Source organism: Schaalia odontolytica (genome assembly GCF_002847525.1).
Taxonomy (GTDB): Bacteria; Actinomycetota; Actinomycetes; order Actinomycetales; family Actinomycetaceae; genus Pauljensenia; species Pauljensenia odontolytica_B.
Genome location: NZ_PKKM01000003.1, coordinates 1 through 20,982, shown reverse-complemented (window position 1 = coordinate 20,982; position 20,982 = coordinate 1). Strand labels below are relative to the sequence as shown.

Annotated in this window: 19 protein-coding genes; 6 read left to right on the top strand and 13 right to left on the bottom strand. The window is 64.7% G+C overall.

The window, feature by feature from the left end; translation table 11 throughout:
• Window positions 1–2: 2 nt before the first annotated feature.
• The 4 genes from CYJ22_RS02265 to CYJ22_RS02250 all read right to left on the bottom strand — a co-directional run bounded on the left by CYJ22_RS02265 (window position 3) and on the right by CYJ22_RS02250 (window position 5,237).
• Window positions 3–1,028 (bottom strand): siderophore ABC transporter substrate-binding protein, encoded by a 1,026-nt coding sequence (locus CYJ22_RS02265; RefSeq protein WP_101601017.1) that lies wholly within the window; start codon window positions 1,026–1,028, stop codon window positions 3–5.
• 297 nt (window positions 1,029–1,325) lie between these two features.
• Entirely contained in the window at window positions 1,326–2,201 is an 876-nt protein-coding gene (locus CYJ22_RS02260; RefSeq protein ID WP_101600789.1) for a hypothetical protein, read from the bottom strand.
• Between the two features lie 178 nt (window positions 2,202–2,379).
• Complete coding sequence (locus tag CYJ22_RS02255) at window positions 2,380–4,461, bottom strand: NAD(+) synthase (protein WP_101600787.1); 2,082 nt, start codon at window positions 4,459–4,461, stop codon at window positions 2,380–2,382.
• A gap of 20 nt (window positions 4,462–4,481) precedes the next feature.
• Window positions 4,482–5,237 (bottom strand): NUDIX hydrolase, encoded by a 756-nt coding sequence (locus CYJ22_RS02250; protein ID WP_101600785.1) that lies wholly within the window; start codon window positions 5,235–5,237, stop codon window positions 4,482–4,484.
• 104 nt (window positions 5,238–5,341) lie between these two features.
• Between CYJ22_RS02250 and CYJ22_RS02245 the strand changes: the two genes are divergently transcribed.
• Window positions 5,342–6,352, top strand: a complete 1,011-nt coding sequence (locus tag CYJ22_RS02245; RefSeq protein ID WP_101600784.1) for an SPFH domain-containing protein — start codon at window positions 5,342–5,344, stop codon at window positions 6,350–6,352.
• 2 nt (window positions 6,353–6,354) lie between these two features.
• The gene (locus CYJ22_RS02240; protein WP_101600782.1) at window positions 6,355–7,260 is read left to right on the top strand and encodes a hypothetical protein; all 906 of its coding nucleotides are present in this window, start codon (window positions 6,355–6,357) and stop codon (window positions 7,258–7,260) included.
• A gap of 482 nt (window positions 7,261–7,742) precedes the next feature.
• Here the strand turns inward: CYJ22_RS02240 and CYJ22_RS02235 are convergent, their stop codons facing one another.
• The 3 genes from CYJ22_RS02235 to pta form a co-directional block, all read right to left on the bottom strand.
• Window positions 7,743–8,498: an NAD-dependent protein deacylase gene (locus CYJ22_RS02235; RefSeq protein WP_101600780.1), complete on the bottom strand. Its 756-nt coding sequence runs from the start codon at window positions 8,496–8,498 to the stop codon at window positions 7,743–7,745.
• A gap of 88 nt (window positions 8,499–8,586) precedes the next feature.
• Window positions 8,587–9,786 (bottom strand): acetate/propionate family kinase, encoded by a 1,200-nt coding sequence (locus CYJ22_RS02230; protein ID WP_101600778.1) that lies wholly within the window; start codon window positions 9,784–9,786, stop codon window positions 8,587–8,589.
• Between the two features lie 96 nt (window positions 9,787–9,882).
• Window positions 9,883–11,361, bottom strand: a complete 1,479-nt coding sequence (pta, locus tag CYJ22_RS02225; RefSeq protein WP_101600775.1) for a phosphate acetyltransferase — start codon at window positions 11,359–11,361, stop codon at window positions 9,883–9,885.
• 185 nt (window positions 11,362–11,546) lie between these two features.
• On the opposite strand from pta, the gene CYJ22_RS02220 reads away from it, so the two are divergent.
• The 4 genes from CYJ22_RS02220 to pgi all read left to right on the top strand — a co-directional run bounded on the left by CYJ22_RS02220 (window position 11,547) and on the right by pgi (window position 17,593).
• The gene (locus CYJ22_RS02220; protein WP_034497225.1) at window positions 11,547–11,837 is read left to right on the top strand and encodes a hypothetical protein; all 291 of its coding nucleotides are present in this window, start codon (window positions 11,547–11,549) and stop codon (window positions 11,835–11,837) included.
• Between the two features lie 167 nt (window positions 11,838–12,004).
• Entirely contained in the window at window positions 12,005–13,336 is a 1,332-nt protein-coding gene (locus tag CYJ22_RS02215; protein WP_101600772.1) for a dicarboxylate/amino acid:cation symporter, read from the top strand.
• 171 nt (window positions 13,337–13,507) lie between these two features.
• Complete coding sequence (locus tag CYJ22_RS02210) at window positions 13,508–15,763, top strand: 6-phosphofructokinase (protein WP_101600770.1); 2,256 nt, start codon at window positions 13,508–13,510, stop codon at window positions 15,761–15,763.
• 150 nt (window positions 15,764–15,913) lie between these two features.
• A complete protein-coding gene (pgi, locus tag CYJ22_RS02205) occupies window positions 15,914–17,593 on the top strand; it encodes a glucose-6-phosphate isomerase (protein WP_101600768.1) in 1,680 nt (559 codons plus the stop codon).
• Window positions 17,594–17,750: 157 nt separating this feature from the next.
• Here pgi and CYJ22_RS02200 read toward each other — a convergent pair whose 3' ends face one another.
• The 6 genes from CYJ22_RS02200 to CYJ22_RS10225 all read right to left on the bottom strand — a co-directional run bounded on the left by CYJ22_RS02200 (window position 17,751) and on the right by CYJ22_RS10225 (window position 20,963).
• Window positions 17,751–18,305 carry a hypothetical protein gene (locus CYJ22_RS02200; protein WP_101600766.1) on the bottom strand — a complete coding sequence of 185 codons (555 nt, stop codon included), beginning with the start codon at window positions 18,303–18,305 and terminating at the stop codon, window positions 17,751–17,753.
• Between the two features lie 93 nt (window positions 18,306–18,398).
• A complete protein-coding gene (locus CYJ22_RS02195; protein ID WP_101600764.1) occupies window positions 18,399–18,863 on the bottom strand; it encodes a hypothetical protein in 465 nt (154 codons plus the stop codon).
• A 46-nt stretch (window positions 18,864–18,909) separates the two neighbouring features.
• On the bottom strand, window positions 18,910–19,362 hold the full coding sequence (locus CYJ22_RS02190; RefSeq protein ID WP_101600762.1) for a hypothetical protein: 453 nt from the start codon (window positions 19,360–19,362) through the stop codon (window positions 18,910–18,912).
• Between the two features lie 69 nt (window positions 19,363–19,431).
• Entirely contained in the window at window positions 19,432–19,881 is a 450-nt protein-coding gene (locus tag CYJ22_RS02185) for a hypothetical protein (RefSeq protein WP_243390438.1), read from the bottom strand.
• 3 nt (window positions 19,882–19,884) lie between these two features.
• Window positions 19,885–20,424 carry a hypothetical protein gene (locus CYJ22_RS10150; protein ID WP_165782116.1) on the bottom strand — a complete coding sequence of 180 codons (540 nt, stop codon included), beginning with the start codon at window positions 20,422–20,424 and terminating at the stop codon, window positions 19,885–19,887.
• Between the two features lie 113 nt (window positions 20,425–20,537).
• A complete protein-coding gene (locus tag CYJ22_RS10225; protein ID WP_243390441.1) occupies window positions 20,538–20,963 on the bottom strand; it encodes a hypothetical protein in 426 nt (141 codons plus the stop codon).
• Window positions 20,964–20,982 lie beyond the last annotated feature (19 nt).

Here is a 20,982-nt window from a genome sequence, read left to right as displayed (position 1 = left end):
GGTCACTTCTTTGCGGATTCGAAGGCGTCCGCGATGGAGTTGAAGATCTCCGTGTAGGTGATGATGGACTCGTTGGTGTACGTATCGTTGGGCGCGTACACGACGTGCTTGTTCTGCAGCGCGGCGACGTTCTGCAGGGCGGCGTTGCCGGAGATCACGGTCTCGGCCGGGGTGTTGGAACCGTCCTTGGTGATGGCGGCGTCGCGGTCGAGGACGAAGATCCACGCCGGGTTCGCCTCGGCAATAGCCTCGACGGAGATGTCGTCACCGGTGTGCGAGTCGGTCGCACCCTCGACCTCGAGGGCCGGCTTCAGGCCGAGCAGGTCGAAGACCGGGCCCCACGTGCGGCCCTTGCCGGGCGCCACGTAGCCGATGTTGCCGCCGGAGACGTCAACCGCCATGACGGTCGAGGAGCCGTCGTAGGCCTTCTTCGCGCGCTCGATCGAGGCGTTGAAGTCGTCGACGAGCTTCTTGGCCTCGTCCTGCTTGCCGAAAATCTCACCGAGGGTGGTGACCTCGCGGATAAGCTCCTCGTTGAAGGGCTTGCCATCGCGCGGCTCGAGGTTGATGAGCGGGACGTCGGGCGCCAGCTCCTTGATCTGCGCGTCGAACTTGTAGAAGCGCTGACCGGAGATGATGAGGTCGGGTTCGGCAGCGACCAGGGCCTCCAGGTTGGGGTCGCGGTGCATGCCCACGTCGGCGACGCCCTCACCGTTGAACGCGGTGACGGTCGTGGGGATCAGCTTCTTGGGGGCGGCGACGAGCTGCACGTCCCACTGCTGGAGCACCTCGAAGGTGCGGTTGTCAAGGGAGGCCGCGCGGGTCACGGGCAGCTTGATCTCCACCGTGCCATCGTTCGCCTCGACCGTCACGGACGAGGGCTGAGTGGCCTGCATGGTCTCGCTCGCGGCAGCGGAGGGCTCGGAGGAGGACTGAGAGGACGAGGTGGTGGCGCCGGAAGAGCATGCGGCCAGACCGAGGGCGGCAACGGCGGCGATTGCGGCCAGGGAGGTGGTCGTACGAGACATCATTTCTCCGTAGAGGTTAGCTGTGCTGGGGCTGAAATAGGAAAAGCTAGGCTTACCTAACTGCCAAAACCAACCTTACAGATGTTTTGAGCTCCGTGCGTGTGAAAACCTGCATAGTTTCGAGGATGAGGTGCAGGAGTGTATGGCCTGATGAGGCCCGGAACTGAGCGCTGCGAGTATGCCAAGGGGCGGTGCTCGCGTGAGCACCGCCCCTCAGGAAACAGCTCGGCTTGCCGAGCGTGTGTCAGGTCAGTCGACCAGGCCCGTTATATGCCATGACGGGTTATTGGCTCATTATTAATCCTGCTCCTCGAAGCGCGCCGCCAAACGAGGATGGGGTTCGTAGGGTTCCGTCCAGTCCTTGACGAGGTACCCGTACTGGGTGATGCATTGGAAGGCATTCTCCTCCTCGATCGAGTTTGCTCCGTAGGGGAGGCTCTCTGGTTTCTGGGGATCTGGTCGCAGGAAGTGCTTCCAGAGCTGGTTGTGCAATCCCTTCCACCACACGGGGACATCCTGAACCTCGATACGCTCCTCGACCGGTGCAGGCAGAGACTCGAGAGTGCCGTAGAGAGATGAGTCGTCGCGGTTCCGCTCTGGGTAGATGGTGCGCACCCACGTAGGGAGGGTCTGGGGGATGATGTCGATCGTGCTATCAGGCAAGACCCGTTTTGTGGTGGCCTGCCACGCGAGAACGTTCACTTGTACGGAGGCTGCTCGTGTGTGATTAGCGCGCGGATTGTCGTGCCAGGGACGGCCATCCGCGCGCAGAACGAACCAAGGATAACCGCCCCCGAAGTCGATGAGCAGCGCAAATGTGCCCGTTCCTCGAACGGGGTGATGGGATCGGATAAAGCCGCCGCAGTTCATCCCGCCAATCTGTAGGTAGGCTTGGGCGCTCATGCGCAGGGGCATCACCCACCCCTGCGGACTCGGCGTGCCGAAGGGCTGGTAGGGAACCGGCGGCAGCTCCGGGGGCAGTCCCCACAGCGTGCGCAAGATCGACGAAAAACGACGGACAACGTCGCGTTGATGGGGGAAGAGGCGCTCCCAGTCGAGCTGCCCGTCCTCGGGCCGCTTGGGGAGAGGCCAGAGGAACGGGTTATCCCACCAGTGGTGGTCGGGTATCCAAATCTGAGTTCCGTTGACGTTTCCGTTGATAGCGATGGGCATCGTGTCGCCTCCTGACTAATGGGCGAGTGCTATGGCTGAGAGGGATATGACGGAGGTGTGAGTCGAGGCCCTCGGGACGCAACGGATCGCTGTCTCCGTTGTTCCCAAGGACCTCGACGGCATGTGTGATGATCGCATTCGCTCGCGCCTGGGCAATCGGCCCGAGCGACGCGGTGCTTTAGTCGACCAGGCCCTTCACGGCCTCGTCGAGTTCGGCGACCCAATCCGCCCCCGACACGTCGGAGGGCATGCGCCAATCCCCGCGCGGGGACAGGGAGCCGCCGGCCATGACCTTCGGGCCGTTGGGCAGGGCGCTGCGTTTGAACTGCTGGCTGAAGAAACGCCAGAGGAACAGGCGCTCCCACTTGACGATCTCCTCGAGCGAGTACGCGACCTTGTCCTCCTCGGGGAAGCCGACCGGCCAGGAGCCGACCGAGGCGTCCGACCAGGCCTTCTCCGCCAGGAACGCGATCTTCGAGGGGCGCGCGCCGCGACGCAGTACGTGGTAGAGCGTGAAGTCCTGCAGGTTGTAGGGGCCGATCTTGTCCTGCGTGGACTGCATTTTCTCGCCCGGCTTGGCGGGAACCAGCTCGGGGGAGATCTCCGTGTGCAGGATCGACAGGAGGACCTCGCCGACGCGGTCGTCGAACTGCTTGGAGGCCACGACCCAGCGGATCAGGTGCTGCATGAGGGTCTTGGGCACGCCCGTGTTGACCGCGTAGTGGCTCATCTGGTCGCCCACGCCGTACGTGCACCAGCCCAGCGCCAGCTCGGACAGGTCGCCCGTGCCCAGCACGATGCCGCCAAGGTGGTTGGCCAGGCGGAACAGGTAGTCGGTGCGCAGGCCCGCCTGGACGTTCTCAAAGGTCACGTCGTAGGTGGCCTCGCCCTCGCCGTAGGGGTGACCGATGTCGGCCAGCATCTGCGTGGCCGCCGGGCGGATGTCGATCTCCTCGAAGGACGTGCCCAGGTACTGGCACAGCAGGGTCGCGTTCTTCTTCGTGCGCTCGGAGGTGGCGAAGCCGGGTAGCGTGTAGCACAGGATGTCCGTGCGCGGACGGCCCAGCAGGTCCATCGCGTGCGCGGCGACGACCAGCGCGTGCGTCGAATCCAGGCCGCCCGAGACGCCGATGACGATCTTCGGGTTGCCGATCGCGCGCAGGCGCTGGACCAGGCCGGCCACCTGAATATTGTAGGCCTCGTAGCAGTCCTGCTCCAGGCGCGTGGGATCGTTGGGGACGAAGGGGAAGCGGTTGACTGCTCGCTCCAGGCCCAGGTCGGTGCGCGGCGGGTCGAGCGTGAACTCGACCTCCTGTGGGGCCATGCGCTCATCGCCCGCGAAGTAGCGCTGTGCGTTGTCCGTGAACGAGTTCTGGCGCTTGCGCTCGGTGCGCAGGCGCTCCAGGTCCACGTCGGCGATCGTGATGTGGGTGCCCTCCTGGAAGCGTTCGCCGATTGCGAGGCGTTCCCCGGCCTCGTAAATCATGGTTTCGCCGTCCCAGGCGAGGTCCGTGCTGGACTCGCCGATGCCGGCGGCCGTGTACACGTAGGCCGCGCAGCAGCGCGCGGACACCGAGCGCACCATGAGCTCGCGGTCGGCGCCGCGTCCCACGGTGATGGGGGAGGCCGACAGGTTGGCCAGGACGGTCGCGCCCGCGAGCGCCAGCTCCGTCGACGGGGTGACGGGGACCCACATGTCTTCGCAGATCTCGATGCCGATGGTCAGGCCGGGCACGTCGTCGGCGGACAGGAGGACCTGGCCGAAGGGAACCCACACGGGGCCGCCACTGAATTCCTCGACGCCGCCCCACGGCACTTCGATGCGCTCGCTGGCGCGCGGGGGCATGGTGACGAAGTGGCGCTTCTCGTAGAACTCGCGGTAGTTGGGCAGGTGGGACTTGGGGACGATCGCCAGCACGCGGCCGCGGTGGATGGCGACGGCGCAGTTGTACAGGGCGTTGTCCTTGCGCAGGGGCGCACCCACGACGAGGAGGGGCAGCAGGTCGGCACTGGCCTCGACGATGTTGGCGAGGGCCTTTTCGACGTTATCGAGCAGCACGTCCTGCAGGAAAAGGTCGTCGATGGCGTAGCCGGAGATGCACAGTTCGGGGAAAACGCCCATCGCGACGCCGCGGGTATCAAGCTCGCGGGCGGCGTCGATGATCTCGCGCGCGTTCTCGAACGGGCGGGCGGGGTGCACGGGCAGGGTCACGGCGGCAACGCGCGCGAAGCCCTGGTCGTAGAGGGAATGGAAGTTCATGGTTCTCCTTTGGTACTGGGCTATTCTTGCGCACTCGGAGCGCTCGTGCTCTTCATTGACGAGGCCGGGGCTGGAGCGGGTGGGCGGCGCAGGGGTGGGTCGAGGACGAAGGCCGTAGCATCGACGCCCGGGACGAGGCGGTAGAGGGCGGCCGGGCGCCCGGCACCCTCGCGCACCGTGCCTCCCGTTGGCTCGATGAAAGATGCGGTTTTTGTTGCTTTGCGATGAAAATTGCGCGGGTCGAGCGCCGATCCCCAGATGGCTTCGTATGTGGTGCGCAGCTGTGTGATCGTGAACTCGGGGCCGCAGAAGGATGTGGCCAGGGGTGAGTATTCGATCTTGGAACGGGCGCGCTCCACGCCGTCCGCGAGGATCCGTGCGTGGTCGAAGGCGAGGGGTGAGGAGGGTGCAAGGAGCGCGTCGACGGGATGCCACAGGGTACCCGCGGCGTCACCTCCCGCTTCGGTTGGTGAGAACGAGGGGGCGAGGAGGAGGTAGGCGACGGAGAGAATTGGCCCGCGCGGGTCGCGGCCTTCCGGTCCGTAGGAACGCAGCTGTTCGAGATGTCCTGGGGGTGTAATGCCCGTTTCTTCCTCAAGCTCGCGTGCTGCTGCCTCCTCGGTCTGCTCGCCCTCGCGCAGGAAGCCGCCGGGGAGTGCCAGATGGTCCTTGAAAGGCTCAATTCCGCGCCGCACGACGAGGGCGTGGAGCGTGTGGTCGATGACCGTCAGGGCGACGATGTCGACCGCGACGGGAATGGTCAGGGGTGAGGTCATGGTGCAAGCCTAGCCTATTTGTGTCGAGTTGACATTAAATGCAATATGGAGTTATCGTCAGTCTAACATAAACAAGTGGTTCATCACCCAACCAAGGAGTCATCATGGGAACGCTTCACCACCACCCCTTCGTCATCCGCTACCAGGGCGGCGCCGGTGACCACGTCGTCCAGATCCGATCCGGACGCACGATCCGATCCGGAGTTGGCCAGTCCTTCTGGCTGCGAGCCGGCCGCTGCGCGCTCGCGGAGGTTCCCACCGCCAACCGCGCCCACAGCTTCCTCGTGCAGGCGACCACCGCCGACCAGCAGAACATCAACGCGCAGGTTGCCGTCACCTACCACATCGAGGATGCAGAAGCCGCCGCCGCGCACTACGACTTCGGCCTGTACCCGCGCGAAGCGGGAGCCGACGCCCAGGGACTGTGGCAGATCGACGAGACCGTCACCCGCATCGCGTTCTCCGCCCTGGCCTCGGCAATTGGCGAGATGACGCTGACCGACGCCATTTCCGGATCCCTCGAACGGGTCGGAAGCGTGCTGGCCCAAGCCTTCGCGGATGATCATCAGCTGCGCACCACCGGCGTTGCCGTCGTCGATGCGCGCCTGCTGAGCCTGCGCCCGGACGAGGGGGTCGAGTCCTCCCTGCGCGCCCCGCTCCTCGAGCAGCTTCAGGCCGAGGCCGACCGCGCCCTCTACGAGCGCCGTGCCCTCGCCGTCGAGCGTGAATCTCAGATCTCCGAAAACGAGATGCAGTCCAAGCTCGACCTGGCCCGTAAACGCGCTGACCTGGTCGATCAGGAGGGCCACAACGCCCGGCGTGAGGCCGAAGAGAAGGCTGCGGCAGACGCGATCGAGGTGGAAGCGGAAGTTCGCCGCATCGTCGAAAAAGGCAAGGCATACGAGGCAGACTGGAACACTGCGGGGCGCGCCAGGATCGCGAACGACGCCGCATACATCCAGGCGCTCGCTGAGGCCGGGCCCGAAGTGGCGCGTGCCCTCGCACTCAAGGAAATGGCGAAGAACATGCCCTCCTTCGGGAACATCACCATCACCGCCGACGTGCTCAGTGATCTCGTGGCAGCCTTCACCGGCTCCGCAAAGGCGGGACAGTAGTCATGCGCCGCCGCGCCGTCATCGTCCGACGCCCCACCGAGTTCGACGAGCTCATGGACCGCTACTCCACGCGCGGCCAGGTCGAATTCGTCCTGCGCAGCCGCGGTCGCACCCTCGAGTCCGTCGAGCGTGCGCACGAGTCTCACGTGGCTGCCCTGGCTCGCGTGCGTGCGGGCATCCCGGACGGGTGGGCGAGCGCCGACGTGGAGCGCGACTCCCTGTCGCGCTTCCTCTTCGCCCCCGAGGACGTCATCGTCGTCGTGGGACCCGACGGTCTGGTCGCCAACGTCGCCAAGTATGCGGGCGACCAGACCGTGGTCGGCGTCAACTCCGTCCCTCAGTCGAACGCCGGCGTCCTTGTCCGATGCACTCCCGACCAGGGGGTCGCGGCCCTCGGGCGCATCGAGGCGGGCACCGACCTGCGAGTGGATCAGCTGACGATGGTCCGGGCAACCGCCGACGACTCGCGCACGCTCACCGCCCTCAACGAGGTATTTGTTGGGCACCCGAGCCACCAGAGCGCCCGCTACGAGCTGGCCCTGGGGGCCACCGTCGAGCGGCAGTCCTCCTCGGGCGTCGTTGTCTCCACCGGGACCGGGGCGACCGGGTGGGGAGCATCCCTCAAGCGTGGCCGCCGCATGGGGGACCTGCCCGCTCCGACCTCGCGCTCGCTCGCGTGGTTCGTGCGCGAGGCATGGCCCTCGCCCTTCACCGGCGTCGAGTACACCGAGGGCATCCTGGACGAGGGCGAAGACCTCGGCCTCGTCGTTGCTTCCGAATCCCTCGTCCTGTTCGGCGATGGCATGGAGTCCGACCGCCTGACCCTGACGTGGGGCCAAAGTGTGCGGATTTCGCGCGCCCCGCGTGCCCTGTCCCTCGTCGACCCCGCCGGCCTGGGGGAGGGGTGATCCTGTGGGCGTGCGTGCGGCGTTTTCTGGATAGGTTATGGATTTCTGGATAGGTTACTAAGCTATCCAGAAGAGTTCTTCCTATCCAGAACAATGTTTCCTATCCAGTTCTCTTACTTGTATGCTGCTGTGGAACAGGGGGCCGCCCAAAGTCATCTCTGTTTCTCGTCGAAACAGTTGGGGTATGCATAATCGCGCTGAGACTACGTGCTACTCGCGCGCACACCTCGTTCACTGTGTCGGGGGATGTCTGAGAGCGTGCCGATGGGGTTGATGACATCGCGCAGGGCAGCGGGGTGGCGCAAGGCGCGCATACGCGGATAGGTTACGAACATCCGGATAGGTTATGAAGATGTGGATAGGAAAATAAGCTATCCGGATGTGCATAACCTATCCATATGCGCACAACCTATCCGGATGTGCGCAGGGCAGGGGCACCTGGGCGTTGGGTCCCGTGAGTGAACGCCCGCGTGCCGCAAGCCCTACGCGGGAACGACGCCCCGCACGCGTAGCTGGTCCATGACGCGGTCGAGGGTCGCGCCCACCGGCTCGCGGATGATCAGGTCGGCGTGCGCATCCGCCGAGGTTGGGGTGGCGTTCATGAGCACCAGGTGGTCCCCGGAGAAGTAGTCGATGAGGCCCGCCGCCGGATACACCACGAGGGACGTCCCGGCGACGATGAGAACGGACGCCCGAGAAATAGCGGTGATGGCGGCTTCGATGACGCCCTGGTCGAGGCCCTCCCCGTACATGACGATGTCCGGGCGCATCTGCGAGGCGCACGAGGGACACGCGGGCACGGGATCCCCGTCAACCGTGACGGCGTCACCCAACGGGGCGACGGTCCCGCAGCTCGTGCACACGAGCCGCTCCCAGTTGCCGTGCAGCTCCCAGACGGTGCGCGACCCGGCCCGCTGGTGCAGGCCGTCGATATTCTGCGTGATGACCGCGTCCAGGCGCCCCGCGGCCTCCAGAGACGCCAGTGCCCTGTGCGCGCCGTTGGGTTCTACGGGACGGTAGATCTCGTGGAACCACTCCCAGTAGGCCTGCGGATGCCGCTCAAAGAAGTCGATGCTCAGCACCGTCTCCAGGGGAATCTCGCGCTCCTGAAAGTAGAAGCCGTTTGCCCCGCGAAAATCGGGGATCCCCGACTCGGTAGACACGCCCGCGCCGCCGAAAAACACGGTCGACGGTGACGTGGCGATCCATTCCGCCAGGGTAGAAACATCGTCGTTCATGAGGCCCTCCTCGCTCGCGCTACTCTCTCAGGATACGCCCGAGGCCGGGGCCCCACGTGGGAACCCCGGCCTCGTGATTACCTGAGAATCAGGCGAAGGTCAGCGCCTGGCGGGCGATCGCCAGCTCCTCGTTGGTCGGGTAGACGACGAGGGTGACGGCCGAGTCGGGAGCGGACACGATGCGCGGTTCCTTGATGCGGCCCTTGTTGGCCTCGACGTCGATCTTGACGCCGAAGGGGGCGAGGGCCTCGGCCAGCTCGCGGCGCACGTCGTCGTCGTTCTCGCCGATGCCGGCGGTGAAGGTGATGACGTCCAGGCCGCCCAGCTCAGCGGCGTAGGAACCCACGTACTTCAGCAGGCGGTTGATGTACACGTCCATGGCGGTACGGGCGCGCTTGGAGGCCTCGGGGTCGGAGGTGTTGTTGATGACCTCCCACACGGAGCGCATGTCGGACTCGCCGGTCATGCCCTTCATGCCGGACTTCTTGTTGAAGAGGGTGTCGACCTCGTCGACGGTCATTCCGGCGACGCGCTGCAGGTGGAACACGACGGCGGGGTCGATGTCGCCGGTGCGGGTGCCCATCATGAGGCCCTCGAGGGGGGTCAGGCCCATGGAGGTGTCGATCGGCTTGCCGTTCTTGACGGCCGAGGCGGACGCGCCGTTGCCCAGGTGCAGGACGATTTGCTTGAGGTCGTCGCGGCCCAGCATCTTCGAGATTTCCTGGGAGACGAACTGGTGGGAGGTGCCGTGGGCACCGTAGCGGCGCACCGAGTACTTCTCGGCGGTCTCGGTCTCGAGGGCGTACAGGGCGGCCTTGTCGGGCAGCTGCTGGAAGAACGCGGTGTCGAAGACGGCGACGTGGGGGACGTCGGGCATGAGCTCGCGCGCCACGTCGATGCCCTTGAGGTGGGCGGGGTTGTGCAGAGGAGCCAGCGGGCACAGCTCTTCGATCAGGTTGCGGACCTCGTCGGTGATGAGGGCCGGGCCGTCGAAGTAGCGGCCGCCCTGAACGACGCGGTGGCCGACGGCGAGGATGTTGGCCTCGGCCAGGGACGGGCCCTCCGTGTCGAAGAGGCGCAGGACCTCACGCATGCCGACGGTGTGGTCGGGAACCGGGAGCTCTTCCTGGGTGACGGCGTCGCCATGCTCATGCTTGATGAGACCGGTGGTGTCGCCGATGCGCTCGACGATGCCCTTGGCGATGGCGTCGCCGGTTTCGGGGTCGACGAGCTGGTACTTGATGGAGGAGGAGCCGGAGTTAATGACGAGGACGGAGGACGAGGACACGCGTTCGCCTTTCGTGTTGTGGGGTTGGGAGTAAAAGAACGAGGCCGGGGCCCGTTTACGTTCAATGGTAACCGGACCCCGGGACCTCGGTCCCGTTCAGCCCTGGGCCTGGACGGCGGTCAGGGCGACGGTGTTGACGATGTCTTCGACGAGGGCGCCGCGCGACAGGTCGTTGACGGGCTTGTTGAGGCCCTGGAGGACGGGGCCGACGGCGACGGCGCCGGAGGAGCGCTGGACCGCCTTGTAGCCGATGTTTCCGGCTTCCAGCGAGGGGAAGACGAAGACGGTGGCCTTGCCGGCGACCTCGGAGCCGGGCAGCTTCTTGGAGGCGACGGCTTCGTCGACGGCTGCGTCGAACTGGATGGGGCCTTCGATGGCCAGCTCGGGGGCCTTCTCGTGGGCGAGGCGGGTGGCCTCGACGACGACGTCAACGTCGGGGCCGGAGCCGGAGGTGCCGGTGGAGTAGGAGAGCATGGCGACGCGCGGGGTGACGCCGAACTGGGCGGCGGTGCGCGCGGAGGTCACAGCGATGTCGGCCAGCTGCTCGGCGGTGGGGTTGGGGTTGACGGCGCAGTCGCCGAAGGCCCACACGCGGTCCTTCATCGCCATGAGGAAGATGGAGGAGACGACGGAGACGCCGGGAGCGGTCTTGATGATCTGGAAGGAGGGAACGATCGTGTGCGCGGTCGTGTGGGCAGCGCCCGAGACCATGCCGTCGGCGTCGCCCATGTGGACCATCATGGTGCCGAAGTAGGACACGTCGGTGACCTTCTCGCGGGCCTGCTCGAGGGTGACGCCCTTCTTGGCGCGCAGGCGCGCGAACTCCTCGGCGTAGCGCTCGAGGTAGGCGGGGTCGTTCACGGAGACGACCTGGGCGGCGCTCAGGTCGAGGCCGAGCTCGCCGGCGCGCTTGGCGACGTAGTCGGCGTCGCCCACGAAGGTGATGTCGGCGATGCCGGCGGCGAGAACCTGGGCGGCGGCCTGCAGGACGCGGTCGTCGTCGGGCTCAGGCAGGACGATGCGCTTGCGGTCGGCGCGGGCGCGCTCGATGAGGTCCGCCTGGAAGGCCAGGGGGGTGACCGCGGTGGGGGCAGCGGTACCGCGCAGGGTGGCGGCGGCCTCCTCGCCCAGCGGCAGGGTCAGGACGGGGACGTCGGCCTCGAGCGCGGGGGCACCACCGGTCAGGACGACGGCGACGACGGAGGCGGCAGCGGCCTCGGCGCGCAGGCGGGCGGCGGCGATCTCTTCGGCGAGGAGCTCGGCGCTGGCACCCTCGGCGTCGAAGGCGAGGATCACGCCGGCGCGGGTGGAGGCGGCGAGGTTCAGGTTCCAGGCCACGTGGTCGAAGGCACGGTTCGAGGCCTCACGGGCGGGGGCGATGAGCGCGTCGTCGCCGACGGCGCGGACGGCTTCGACCGCGGCGGGCAGAGCGGAGGCGGGACGGAGGGCGGCGTCGGTGGCCGTCGTGCCAGCCAGGGCGTCGACGGTGGCGACGCCGAGAACGCGGGCCAGCTCGTCAGTAGCGAGGGTGGCTGCCTCCGACGAACCGGGGGCGACGACAATAAAGCGGGACACTCGAATGCTCCTTTGGTGCGAGAAATATGTTGCGGGTCTCAGGGACCTTTGGACCAATATTAAACCCGCATGCCTCTTATTCCTATTCGTTTGCGTTCCTTTGTATGGACGAGGATGGGGCTGGGGTGGTGGTGTGGGCGCGTACGATCGTATGGTCGCGCGTGCTCGTGCGATAGGGTAGGGGCGTGAATATTGAGGAGAGGACCGTGCGCGCCCGGCTGGGCGGCTGGCTCGGCGGCGCCCTCAGCGCGGGTGGTGTTCTCGGTGTGATTGCGCTGGCTGTGACCGATCATCGCCACCGAGCGGTCATGTTGATGGTTGCTGTGCTCGTCGGCATGGCGGCGCTGCGCCTGTGGACGCCGGGACGCCCCTGGTTCGCGTCGCGTGCTCGCCTCATGGATGTTGCGGTGTACGTGATCCTCGCCGCGATAATTTGGTGGTTTGCCCCGTACGTGTCGACGCTTGCGGTGCGTTAAATCCCCGGAAAATGGCCGTTGAACGGGGATAACGTCCTCGCTACCGCGCTTTATTTATCACGTGATTTTTGCCGCATCTATCCCGAATCATGGCCACCGCTTCAAGTATTCGTAAAGTTCGGGCATGCTATGCGTGACCCATCATCCCTATTATCAAGGTGAAACACATGCGCGAGTTCCTGCGTAAATCCGGAATCCTCGTGTGGGTGATCGCTGCGATCATCCTCGCGACCGTCCTCGGATCCGTCCGTATTGGCGGCGACCACCTGGTTCCCGTCGAGATCGGCCGTATTTTTGCGACCTTCTCGGCGATCTTCAGCCAGTTCCTGTCCTTCTCGATCCCGCTGATCATCATCGGCCTCGTGACCCCCGCTATTGCGGACCTGGGCCGAGGCGCGGGCAAGTGGCTGGGCATCACGACGGCAATTGCCTACGCGTCGACGCTGTTCTCGGGCTTCCTCACCTACCTGGTGTGCGCCACGCTCTTCCCGCGCATCCTCGCCTCGACCCAGCTGGGCGATGTGGCTGAGCCGGGTAGCGCCCTGGAGTCCTACTTCACGATCGAGATGCCCGCGCCGCTTCAGGTCATGACGGCGCTGCTCCTGTCCTTCGTCGTGGGCCTGGGCCTGTCGATGGTTCCGCGCGGCGTGCTGCGCAAGGGCTTCATCGAGTTCCGCGCCATCATCACGCGCCTTATTGAGACGATCATCATCCCGCTGCTGCCGCTGCACATCTTCGGCATCTTCCTGAACCTGACCTACACGGGCGAGGCTGCCTCGGTTATCCGCACGCTGCTGCGTGTCGTCGTCGTGGTGATCCTCCTCGAGGTCGTCATCCTGCTGACCCAGTTCTGCTTCGCTGGCGTCGTCGCGCGTCGCAACCCCATCAAGGCCCTGCTCACCATGATGCCGGCCTACCTGACGGCTCTGGGCACCTCCTCGTCCGCGGCCACCATCCCGGTGACGCTGCGTCAGACGAAGAAGAATGGAGTGTCCGACGCGGTTGCTTCCTTCACGATTCCGCTGTGCGCGACGATCCACCTGGCTGGCTCGACCTCGAAGATCTTCTCCTTCGCGTTCGCCATCGTCCTGACCCAGGGCCTGACGGTCTCGTCCCTACAGTGGGTGGGCTTCATCTTCATGCTCGGCATCACGATGGTCGCCGCCCCCGGCGTTCCCGGCGGCGCCATCATGGCCGCCACCGGCCTGCTGAGCTCCATGCTGGGCTTCAACGATGCCCAGGTCGCGCTCATGATCGCCACCTACATCGCCCTGGACTCCTTCGGTACCGCCACGAACGTGACGGGCGACGGTGCGATCGCGCTCATCGTGGACCGCATGGCCCACGGCTCCATCGGCAACGAGGGTGACCCGGAGAACGCTCGCGAGCTGGCGTTTGACGGTATGGCCTACCTGGACCGCGTCTCCGTTGAGGGTGTCGTGAGCCCCGAGGAGCTGGCCGAGTCCGCGGCGCTTAACGGTGCCGAAACTGTCGCCTAGTCTCTTCAGACTGCGTGAGCGCGCGCCCGCCATTGTGGCGGGCGCGCGCTTGTCGTTTGCTCAGTAAATGGGAGTAAGGCCCTAGTAGCGGAGGCACAGGTCACGTAGAATAGGAAACGATAGGCACACTGGGCCTCGTGGCCCGCTCCGTCAACGAAAGATGGCAGAAAAATGAGCACAGTTCGTATCGGTGTCCTCACGTCGGGCGGTGACGCCCAGGGAATGAACGCGGCTGTTCGAGCCGTCGTGCGTACGGCGCTGGCGCGTGGCGCACAGCCCTATGCGATCTACGAAGGCTGGCAGGGCGCCTGCGTGGGTGGCGATTCCATTAAGAAGATGGAGTGGTCGGACGTGTCCTCGATCCTGGCCGAAGGCGGCACGGTGATCGGCACGGCTCGCAGTGCTGACTTCCGCACGTACGAGGGGCGCCACCGCGCGGCCGCAAACCTGCTCGAGCACGGCATCGATCACCTCGTCGTGATCGGTGGCGACGGCTCCCTGTCGGGTACGAACGAGTTCCGCGGCGAGTGGGCGCAGCACGTCGCTGAGCTGGCTGCCGAGGGCGTGATTTCGCCCGAGACCGCCGCCGAGCACCCGGCTCTCATCATCGTCGGCCTCGTCGGCTCGATTGACAACGACCTCGTGGGCACGGACATGACGATCGGCGCGGATACCGCGCTGCACCGCATCCTGGATGCCATCGACCAGCTGACCAGTACGGCGGCCTCGCACCAGCGCACGTTCGTCGTCGAGGTCATGGGCCGCCACTGCGGCTACCTGCCCCTCATGGCGGCTGTCGCGGGCGGCGCCGACTACGTGTTCACGCCCGAGGATCCGGCGGGCCCGGGTTGGCAGGACGAGCTGGCGGAGCACCTGCGCCTCGGCCGCGAGGCCGGCCGTCGCGAGTCTATCGTCCTGGTGGCTGAGGGCGCCCACGACCGCGACGGCAACGAGCTGTCCACGCAGCTGATTGCAGACACGATCGAGGAGCGCACGGGCGAGGATGCCCGCGTGACGATCCTCGGCCACGTGCAGCGCGGCGGCACTCCGTCGGCCTACGACCGCTGGATGTCCACGCTGCTGGGCTACGCCGCCGTCCAGGAGATCCTGGCGTCCTCGGCTGAGGATGAACCCGTCATCCTGGGCGTGCGCCGCAACCGCATCACCCGCATCCCCCTCATGAAGGCCGTGCATGACACGCGCGCGGTCAAGGACCTCATCGCGGCCGGAGACTACGCCGCAGCCCAGGCCTCGCGCGGCTCGTCCTTCTCGTCGATGGTGGGCATCAACCAGATCCTGTCCACGCCCCCGCAGCTCACCCCCGAGCCGACGGGCGAGATCAAGCGCGTCGCGATCCTGCACGCGGGCGGTCTGGCCCCCGGCATGAACACGGCGGCGCGCGTGGCCGTGCGCCTGGGTATCGCGCGCGGCTGGACGATGCTCGGTGTCGAAGGCTCGTGGAGCGGGCTTGCGGATGACCGCGTGCGTGAACTGAGCTGGTCCGACGTGGAAGGCTGGGCCTTCAAGGGTGGCGCAGAGCTTGGGACGAAGCGCGACATTCCGCCGGTCGAGCAGTTCTACGCGCTGGGTCGCGCCATCGAGCGCAACGAGATCGACGCCCTCCTGATTATCGGCGGCATGAACGCCTACCTGGGTGTCCACGCGATCACCTCGGAGAAGGACCGCTACCCGGCGTTCCAGATCCCGATGCTGCTCATCCCCGCCTCGATCGACAACAACCTGCCGGGCTGCGAGCTCGCGATCGGCACGGACACGGCGATCAACAACGCGACGTGGGCGATCGACCGCATCAAGGAGAGCGCGGCGGCCTCCAAGCGCTGCTTCATCGCCGAGACGATGGGGCGCCGCTGCGGCTACCTGACTCTCATGAGCGCCCTGTCGAGCGGCGCGGAGTACATGTACATCAACGAGGAGTCCCCCTCACTCGAGCAGATCGCCGCGGACGCCGATCGGATGGTCGCCTCCTTCAAGTCCGGCCGACGCCTGTTCCTCACGCTGCTCAACGAGTCGGCGTCCCAGTACTACGACCGCGATTTCCTGGCCGACGTGTTCAACGCCGAGTCCGAGGGGATCTACGACGTGCGGCACCAGGCCCTCGGCCACATGCAGCAGGGCGGCTCGCCCTCGCCGTACGACCGCCTGCTCGCCACGCGCCTCGTAGCGCGCGCCTTCGAGCAGCTCCTCGACCAGTTCGATCGCGGCGACCGCGGCGCCTACTACATCGGCCAGGTCGGCAACGCCGTCGAGGCGCGGCCGGTCAAGAACATGTTCGACGACCTCGACATCGAGAATCGTCGTCCCTTCGTCCAGTGGTGGCGTGACCTCGTCCCCGTCCAGCGCATCGTGTCGCTGCAGAACCCGGGCATCGAAGCCACTCCCATCCCCATCGACGATCCGGTCGCCTGACCGGGTTCTCCCGACGCCGTACGAGGCCGTGGTTCCGTGAGCACTTGCGGGCCACGGCCTCGTCGTTTCAGAAGCGAGAAACGAGGGTGACCGGGGGCGCAGACCCCGCTAAACTAAAGTGCGAACCAATCTCTACTGTCAGGAGACCCCATGAGTGATATCCCCGTGATCGACCCGACGATGACCCCCGCGTGGGACACGCTCGACCAGCTGGCCGACAACTTCGATCCCGACCTGCGCAAGCTGTTCGCGGACGACCCCAACCGCACCCAGACCTTCACCTTCGACGCTGCCGACCTGCACGTCGACCTGTCGAAGAACCTCGTGTGCCCCACGCTGGTGGGCCACCTCCTCGCCCTCGCTGAGCAGACCGGCGTCCTGGAGCTGCGCGACCGCATGTACGCGGGCGAGCACATCAACGTCACCGAGGACCGCGCCGTCCTGCACACCGCGCTGCGCCGCCCCGCGACCGACTCCCTGACGGTCGACGGCCAGGATGCGATCGCCGACGTGCACGAGGTCCTCGAGAAGGTCTATGCCTTCGCCCGTCGCGTCCGCTCCGGCGAGTGGGTCGGTATCACCGGTAAGCCCGTCAAGACCGTCGTCAACGTCGGCATCGGCGGCTCCGACCTGGGCCCCGTCATGGCGTACGAGGCCCTCAAGCCCTACGTCCAGGAGGGCCTGGAGTGCCGCTTCATCTCCAACATCGACCCCACCGACGCGGGCGAGACCACGAAGGACCTGGACCCCGAGACGACCCTCGTGATCGTCGCCTCCAAGACCTTTACGACGCTTGAGACCATCACGAACGCCAAGGTCGTGCGCGCCTGGCTGCTGGACGGCCTGCGTGAGCGCGGCATCGTCACCGACGAGGCCTCCGAGAAGGAGGCCATCGCCAAGCACTTCGTCGCCGTGTCCACTGCCCTGGACAAGGTCGCCGAGTTCGGCATCGACCCCGCCAACGCCTTCGGCTTCTGGAGCTGGGTGGGCGGCCGCTACTCCGTGGATTCCGCCGTGGGTACCTCCCTGGCCGTCGCGATCGGCCCCGAGGGCTTCGCCGACTTCCTCGCCGGCTTCCACGCGATGGACCGCCACTTCGCCGAGGCCGCGCCCGAGAAGAACGTGCCCCTGCTGATGGGCCTGCTCAACGTGTGGTACTCGAACTTCCTGGGCGCCGACACGCACGCCGTCCTGCCCTACTCCCAGTACCTGCACCGCTTCCCCGCGTACCTGCAGCAGCTGACCATGGAGTCCAACGGCAAGTCCGTGCGCCGCGACGGCAGCCCCGTCACCTACGAGACCGGCGAGGTCTTCTGGGGCGAGCCTGGCACCAACGGTCAGCACGCCTTCTACCAGCTGATCCACCAGGGCACCCGCATGGTTCCCGCCGACTTCATCGCGTTTGCGAACCCGACGTGGGCGCTGGGTGACGGCGACGCCGACATGCACGAGCTGTTCCTGTCGAACTTCTTCGCCCAGACCAAGGCCCTGGCCTTCGGTAAGACCAGCGAGGAGGTGCGCGCCGAGGGTACGCCCGAGGCCATCGTCTCCGCCCGCGTGTTCACTGGCAACCGTCCCACGACCTCGATCATGGCTCCGTCCCTGACCCCGTCGGTTCTGGGCCAGCTGATCGCCCTGTACGAGCACATCACCTTCGTTGAGGGTGCCGTGTGGGGCATCGACTCCTTCGACCAGTGGGGCGTCGAGCTGGGTAAGGTCCTGGCCAAGCAGATCCTCCCCGCCATCGAGGGCTCGTCCGAGGCCCTGGACGCGCAGGATCAGTCCACCCGCGCTCTCATCGAGTACTACCGTGCGAATCGCACGAAGTAATCGCATCTGAGCTGTGCTCGGGGGCCGCGCTGGCTTGGTGCGGCCCCCGACGTGTATCTGGGTGAGGCGGTGGGAGCGTGTAGCCCCCGCCGCCTCGCTGTTTGTGGGGACGAGGCCGGGGTATGGCCTGTGCCGCCAATTCTTCCCACGGCAGGTGTTACTGCCGTGTGTCCGTGGGCTTAGCGAAGGGGATGCGTGGCATGCCGAACAGGGCCTGGCAGGCTTCCTTGGTGCTTTCGATGTGGGCGATCTCGAGGAGTCGTTCGGGCGGGTGGTTGAGGAACCAGGTGAGCGTGGTAGCTTCGGGCGAGTTCTTGCCCGCGTAGATGCCGGTGGGCTCGTCGTTGTGGCGCAGCTCGACGGAGTAGTCGGTCGTGCCGGGACGGTGAGACCAATGCGGCGCGACAAGCAGATTTCGGAATCGGATTCCGAATCGTTCAAGGCCTAGGTGCCAGCGCAACAGATCGATGTTATCCATGACGAGCCACTGCTTAATCGGTGTTAGAGAGTTCGCCCAGATCTCGGTGCTAGGGCCACTGAGTCGTTCGCTGAACCCGCTTAAGTACTCCCCGCCCTCGCGCCACACGTGAAGCTGGATGAGAGGGTCGTAGCTCGGGAAGCGGATGTGGTCCTCGGTTTCTATATACAGCTCTCTCTTCAGCGAAGTCACGAGAGACTGGATGAATGTGTCTCGGGCAATTGATGTCGTCATAGCTGGGAGCGCCTCGCTGTTTCTCGGCTAGTCGGAAGTGCATTCGAAGTTGCGTGTCGCGAGGCTGAGGGCCTCGTCAGTGTAGTCGTGGGCCTAGGCCATGTATTTCTTCAGGAGGTCTTCGAGATCGTATTGCATCGCGTGAGTGACGGGCACGGCATCGGATGGGCTGTTTGAATAAAAGCGGACGCTCGGATCGTCGATGCGGTGGTACAGGAAGGTCTGTGGCCATGGGGTCTCGTCGGCTACCCATGACGGGTGAAGTTGTTCGAGCCTTTCAGGGAATCTCGGCAGGTCGAAATGCAGTGCCATGGCGCGCTTCGCTCCCAGCTCCGTCGTTAATACGTAGGCAGCGACGGAATCGCAATCAGTATCAAGACTGAAAGCAGTCGATGGCTGTCTCTCCGACCATGAGAAGAACGTGGTTCCGTCCTTGTCCCAGACGGAGAAATAGAGGGTGCCGTCATTCGTGAAAGACCAACCCTGGTTGAACTCCCGTGTCCTGGTCGATGAGCCACGCAGGAGGCGTTCGATGAGGTCGGTGTGCTGGTCGAGCATGGTGGCGGTCCTTCCTGGGTGTCGTCTAGCACCGTGGTTGAGAAGTTTACGCTTGTGGGTGTTGCAGGCAGTAGGCCTCGGCGAGAGCACGAGCGCATGCGAATGATTCACACTGCGCAGATAGGGTGGGATCGGTAGTCGAGGTGAGATCGAAGAACGGTAGGGAATTCTTCGAAATGGTGAATACCGTGTTGGGCACTGGGCCCAAGAGCTCGTGCGGCGTATACGTAATATCCACAAACTTATCCATGCCGTCGCGTACAAGAAGCTCGAGGCACACGGTAGCAAGCTCAATTGAGGGCGTTGAGCAGAAGGTCTCGATGGTGTTGCGTTCACCGTAGTAGCCGATGGTAATTCCTCGTGCGTTCTCGGTGAGGAGGTAGCTTGCCCAACTACGCCTATCGGTAAAGACAATGCTGTCACTGTTGTCTTCGATGAGCTCCGGGGGAAAGTGCTCGCCGAGGAGTGGGAGCGCGAGGCTACGAAACTCTTCCCACATGACTGGCTCCCTTCGATCAGTTGGGGCCTGCTCCGATTGTGCCATCGAGGCAGGCTACCCTCATCCTACCTAGGCACCGCGTGCTGAAGCAGCGACTGCAATTGCGCGGGCGTATGTAAAATAGTCGCAATCTGCGCTCAGTGTGCTGTCAGTTTTGTGCGTCAGATAATAACCATCGGTACCTTCATCAGCGATGCTGTAGTCGGTGCCTGGTACGGGGCCTAGAAGCTCGTCCGTAGGATAGTGCATATCGACGAGCTTGCCGAGCCCCTCGCGTGCGAGGAGTGTCAGTGCTATGGTCGCCAACTCAATGGAAGGGCTCGTGAAGATAATACCGACGGTATTGCGTTCTTCGTGGCGGCCGATGGTAAGTCCTCGTGCGTTCTCGGTGACGAAAAAGCTTGCCAGACTACGCCTATCGATAAAGACGAGACTGTCACCGTTATCTTTGACGAGATTCGGGGGAAAGTGCTGGCCGAGGAGCGCTAGTGCGTGGCTATGAAACTGTTCCCACAGCATGTGTTACTTCCGTCTGTCCGTGGGCTTAGCGAAGGGGACGCGTGGCATGCCGAACAGGGCCTGGCAGGCTTCCTTGGTGCTTTCGATGTGGGCGATCTCGAGGATTCGTTCGGACGAGTGGTTGAGGAACCAAGGAAGATTCGCAGCCGCACGTGATAAGTCATTCGTGACGATTCCCGTGGGTGTCTCCTCGTAAAATAGCTCCCCAGTCTCGAGATTTTGAGACCACTTTGGGGCGGGAGATAGGCGCCTGAATGCGATCCCGATGTCTTCCAGGTGCTGGCTGATTCGGAGAAAGTCAAACAATTCCATCACGAGCCATTGTTTAACTGGGATGAGGTCGTTGGCGCGAACATCAGCTCCCGGATCGTATGATCGCTCGCTTGTGCCTCCGAAATAAAAGCCGTCCTCACGCCAGACGTGCATCATGATTTGAGGATCTGAACCGTGGAAGTAGACGTGTTCCTCGCTCAGTGCCTTCACAGGCCTGTTCATGAGTGAGGTTAGGGTATTGATGAACTCGTCGTCGCTGATTGTTGTCATAGTCTGTAGTGTCTCATGCTTTCCTGAGTCGTTTGTCGAGGACTTGAGGCTGGCTGGCCCGACAAAGCGTGTGCACTGGAGGGAGAGAACTCCGAAGCGCTCCGACTGTTGGCTTAGGCCATGTATTTCTTGAGGAGGTCTTCGAGGTCGTATTGCATCGCGTGGGTGGTGGGAACGGCAATGGATGGAGTGTTCGAATAAAAGCGGACGCTCGGATCTTCAATGCGGTGGTACAGGAAGGTCTGTGGCCACTGAGTCTTCTCAGCTACCCATGACGGGTGGAGTTGATCGATCTTTCTAGGGAATCTCGGTAAGTCGAAATGCAGTGCCATGGCACGCTTCGCTCCCAGCTGCGTCGTTAATACGTAGGCAGCGACAGAATCGCAATCAGTATCAAGGTCGAAACCCGTCGATGGCTGTCTCTCCGACCAGGAGAAGAACGTGCTTCCGTCCTTATCCGGCTCTTCATAATTGAGGGTGTGGGGGTGGTATGCGGGGTTGGGCGTGTCGTGGCCGGGTAGAGGTCGAGGTCTTCCGATGATGGGGGTTGCGACACCG

Coding starts and splice junctions, on each gene's coding strand:
- CYJ22_RS02265 (WP_101601017.1), bottom strand. CDS start 1,028: ATGTCTCGTACGACCACCTCCCTGGCCGCAATCGCCGCCGTTGCCGCC.
- CYJ22_RS02260 (WP_101600789.1), bottom strand. CDS start 2,201: ATGCCCATCGCTATCAACGGAAACGTCAACGGAACTCAGATTTGGATA.
- CYJ22_RS02255 (WP_101600787.1), bottom strand. CDS start 4,461: ATGAACTTCCATTCCCTCTACGACCAGGGCTTCGCGCGCGTTGCCGCC.
- CYJ22_RS02250 (WP_101600785.1), bottom strand. CDS start 5,237: ATGACCTCACCCCTGACCATTCCCGTCGCGGTCGACATCGTCGCCCTG.
- CYJ22_RS02245 (WP_101600784.1), top strand. CDS start 5,342: ATGGGAACGCTTCACCACCACCCCTTCGTCATCCGCTACCAGGGCGGC.
- CYJ22_RS02240 (WP_101600782.1), top strand. CDS start 6,355: ATGCGCCGCCGCGCCGTCATCGTCCGACGCCCCACCGAGTTCGACGAG.
- CYJ22_RS02235 (WP_101600780.1), bottom strand. CDS start 8,498: ATGAACGACGATGTTTCTACCCTGGCGGAATGGATCGCCACGTCACCG.
- CYJ22_RS02215 (WP_101600772.1), top strand. CDS start 12,005: ATGCGCGAGTTCCTGCGTAAATCCGGAATCCTCGTGTGGGTGATCGCT.
- CYJ22_RS02210 (WP_101600770.1), top strand. CDS start 13,508: ATGAGCACAGTTCGTATCGGTGTCCTCACGTCGGGCGGTGACGCCCAG.
- pgi (WP_101600768.1), top strand. CDS start 15,914: ATGAGTGATATCCCCGTGATCGACCCGACGATGACCCCCGCGTGGGAC.
- CYJ22_RS02200 (WP_101600766.1), bottom strand. CDS start 18,305: ATGACGACATCAATTGCCCGAGACACATTCATCCAGTCTCTCGTGACT.
- CYJ22_RS02195 (WP_101600764.1), bottom strand. CDS start 18,863: ATGCTCGACCAGCACACCGACCTCATCGAACGCCTCCTGCGTGGCTCA.
- CYJ22_RS02190 (WP_101600762.1), bottom strand. CDS start 19,362: ATGTGGGAAGAGTTTCGTAGCCTCGCGCTCCCACTCCTCGGCGAGCAC.
- CYJ22_RS02185 (WP_243390438.1), bottom strand. CDS start 19,881: ATGCTGTGGGAACAGTTTCATAGCCACGCACTAGCGCTCCTCGGCCAG.
- CYJ22_RS10150 (WP_165782116.1), bottom strand. CDS start 20,424: ATGACAACAATCAGCGACGACGAGTTCATCAATACCCTAACCTCACTC.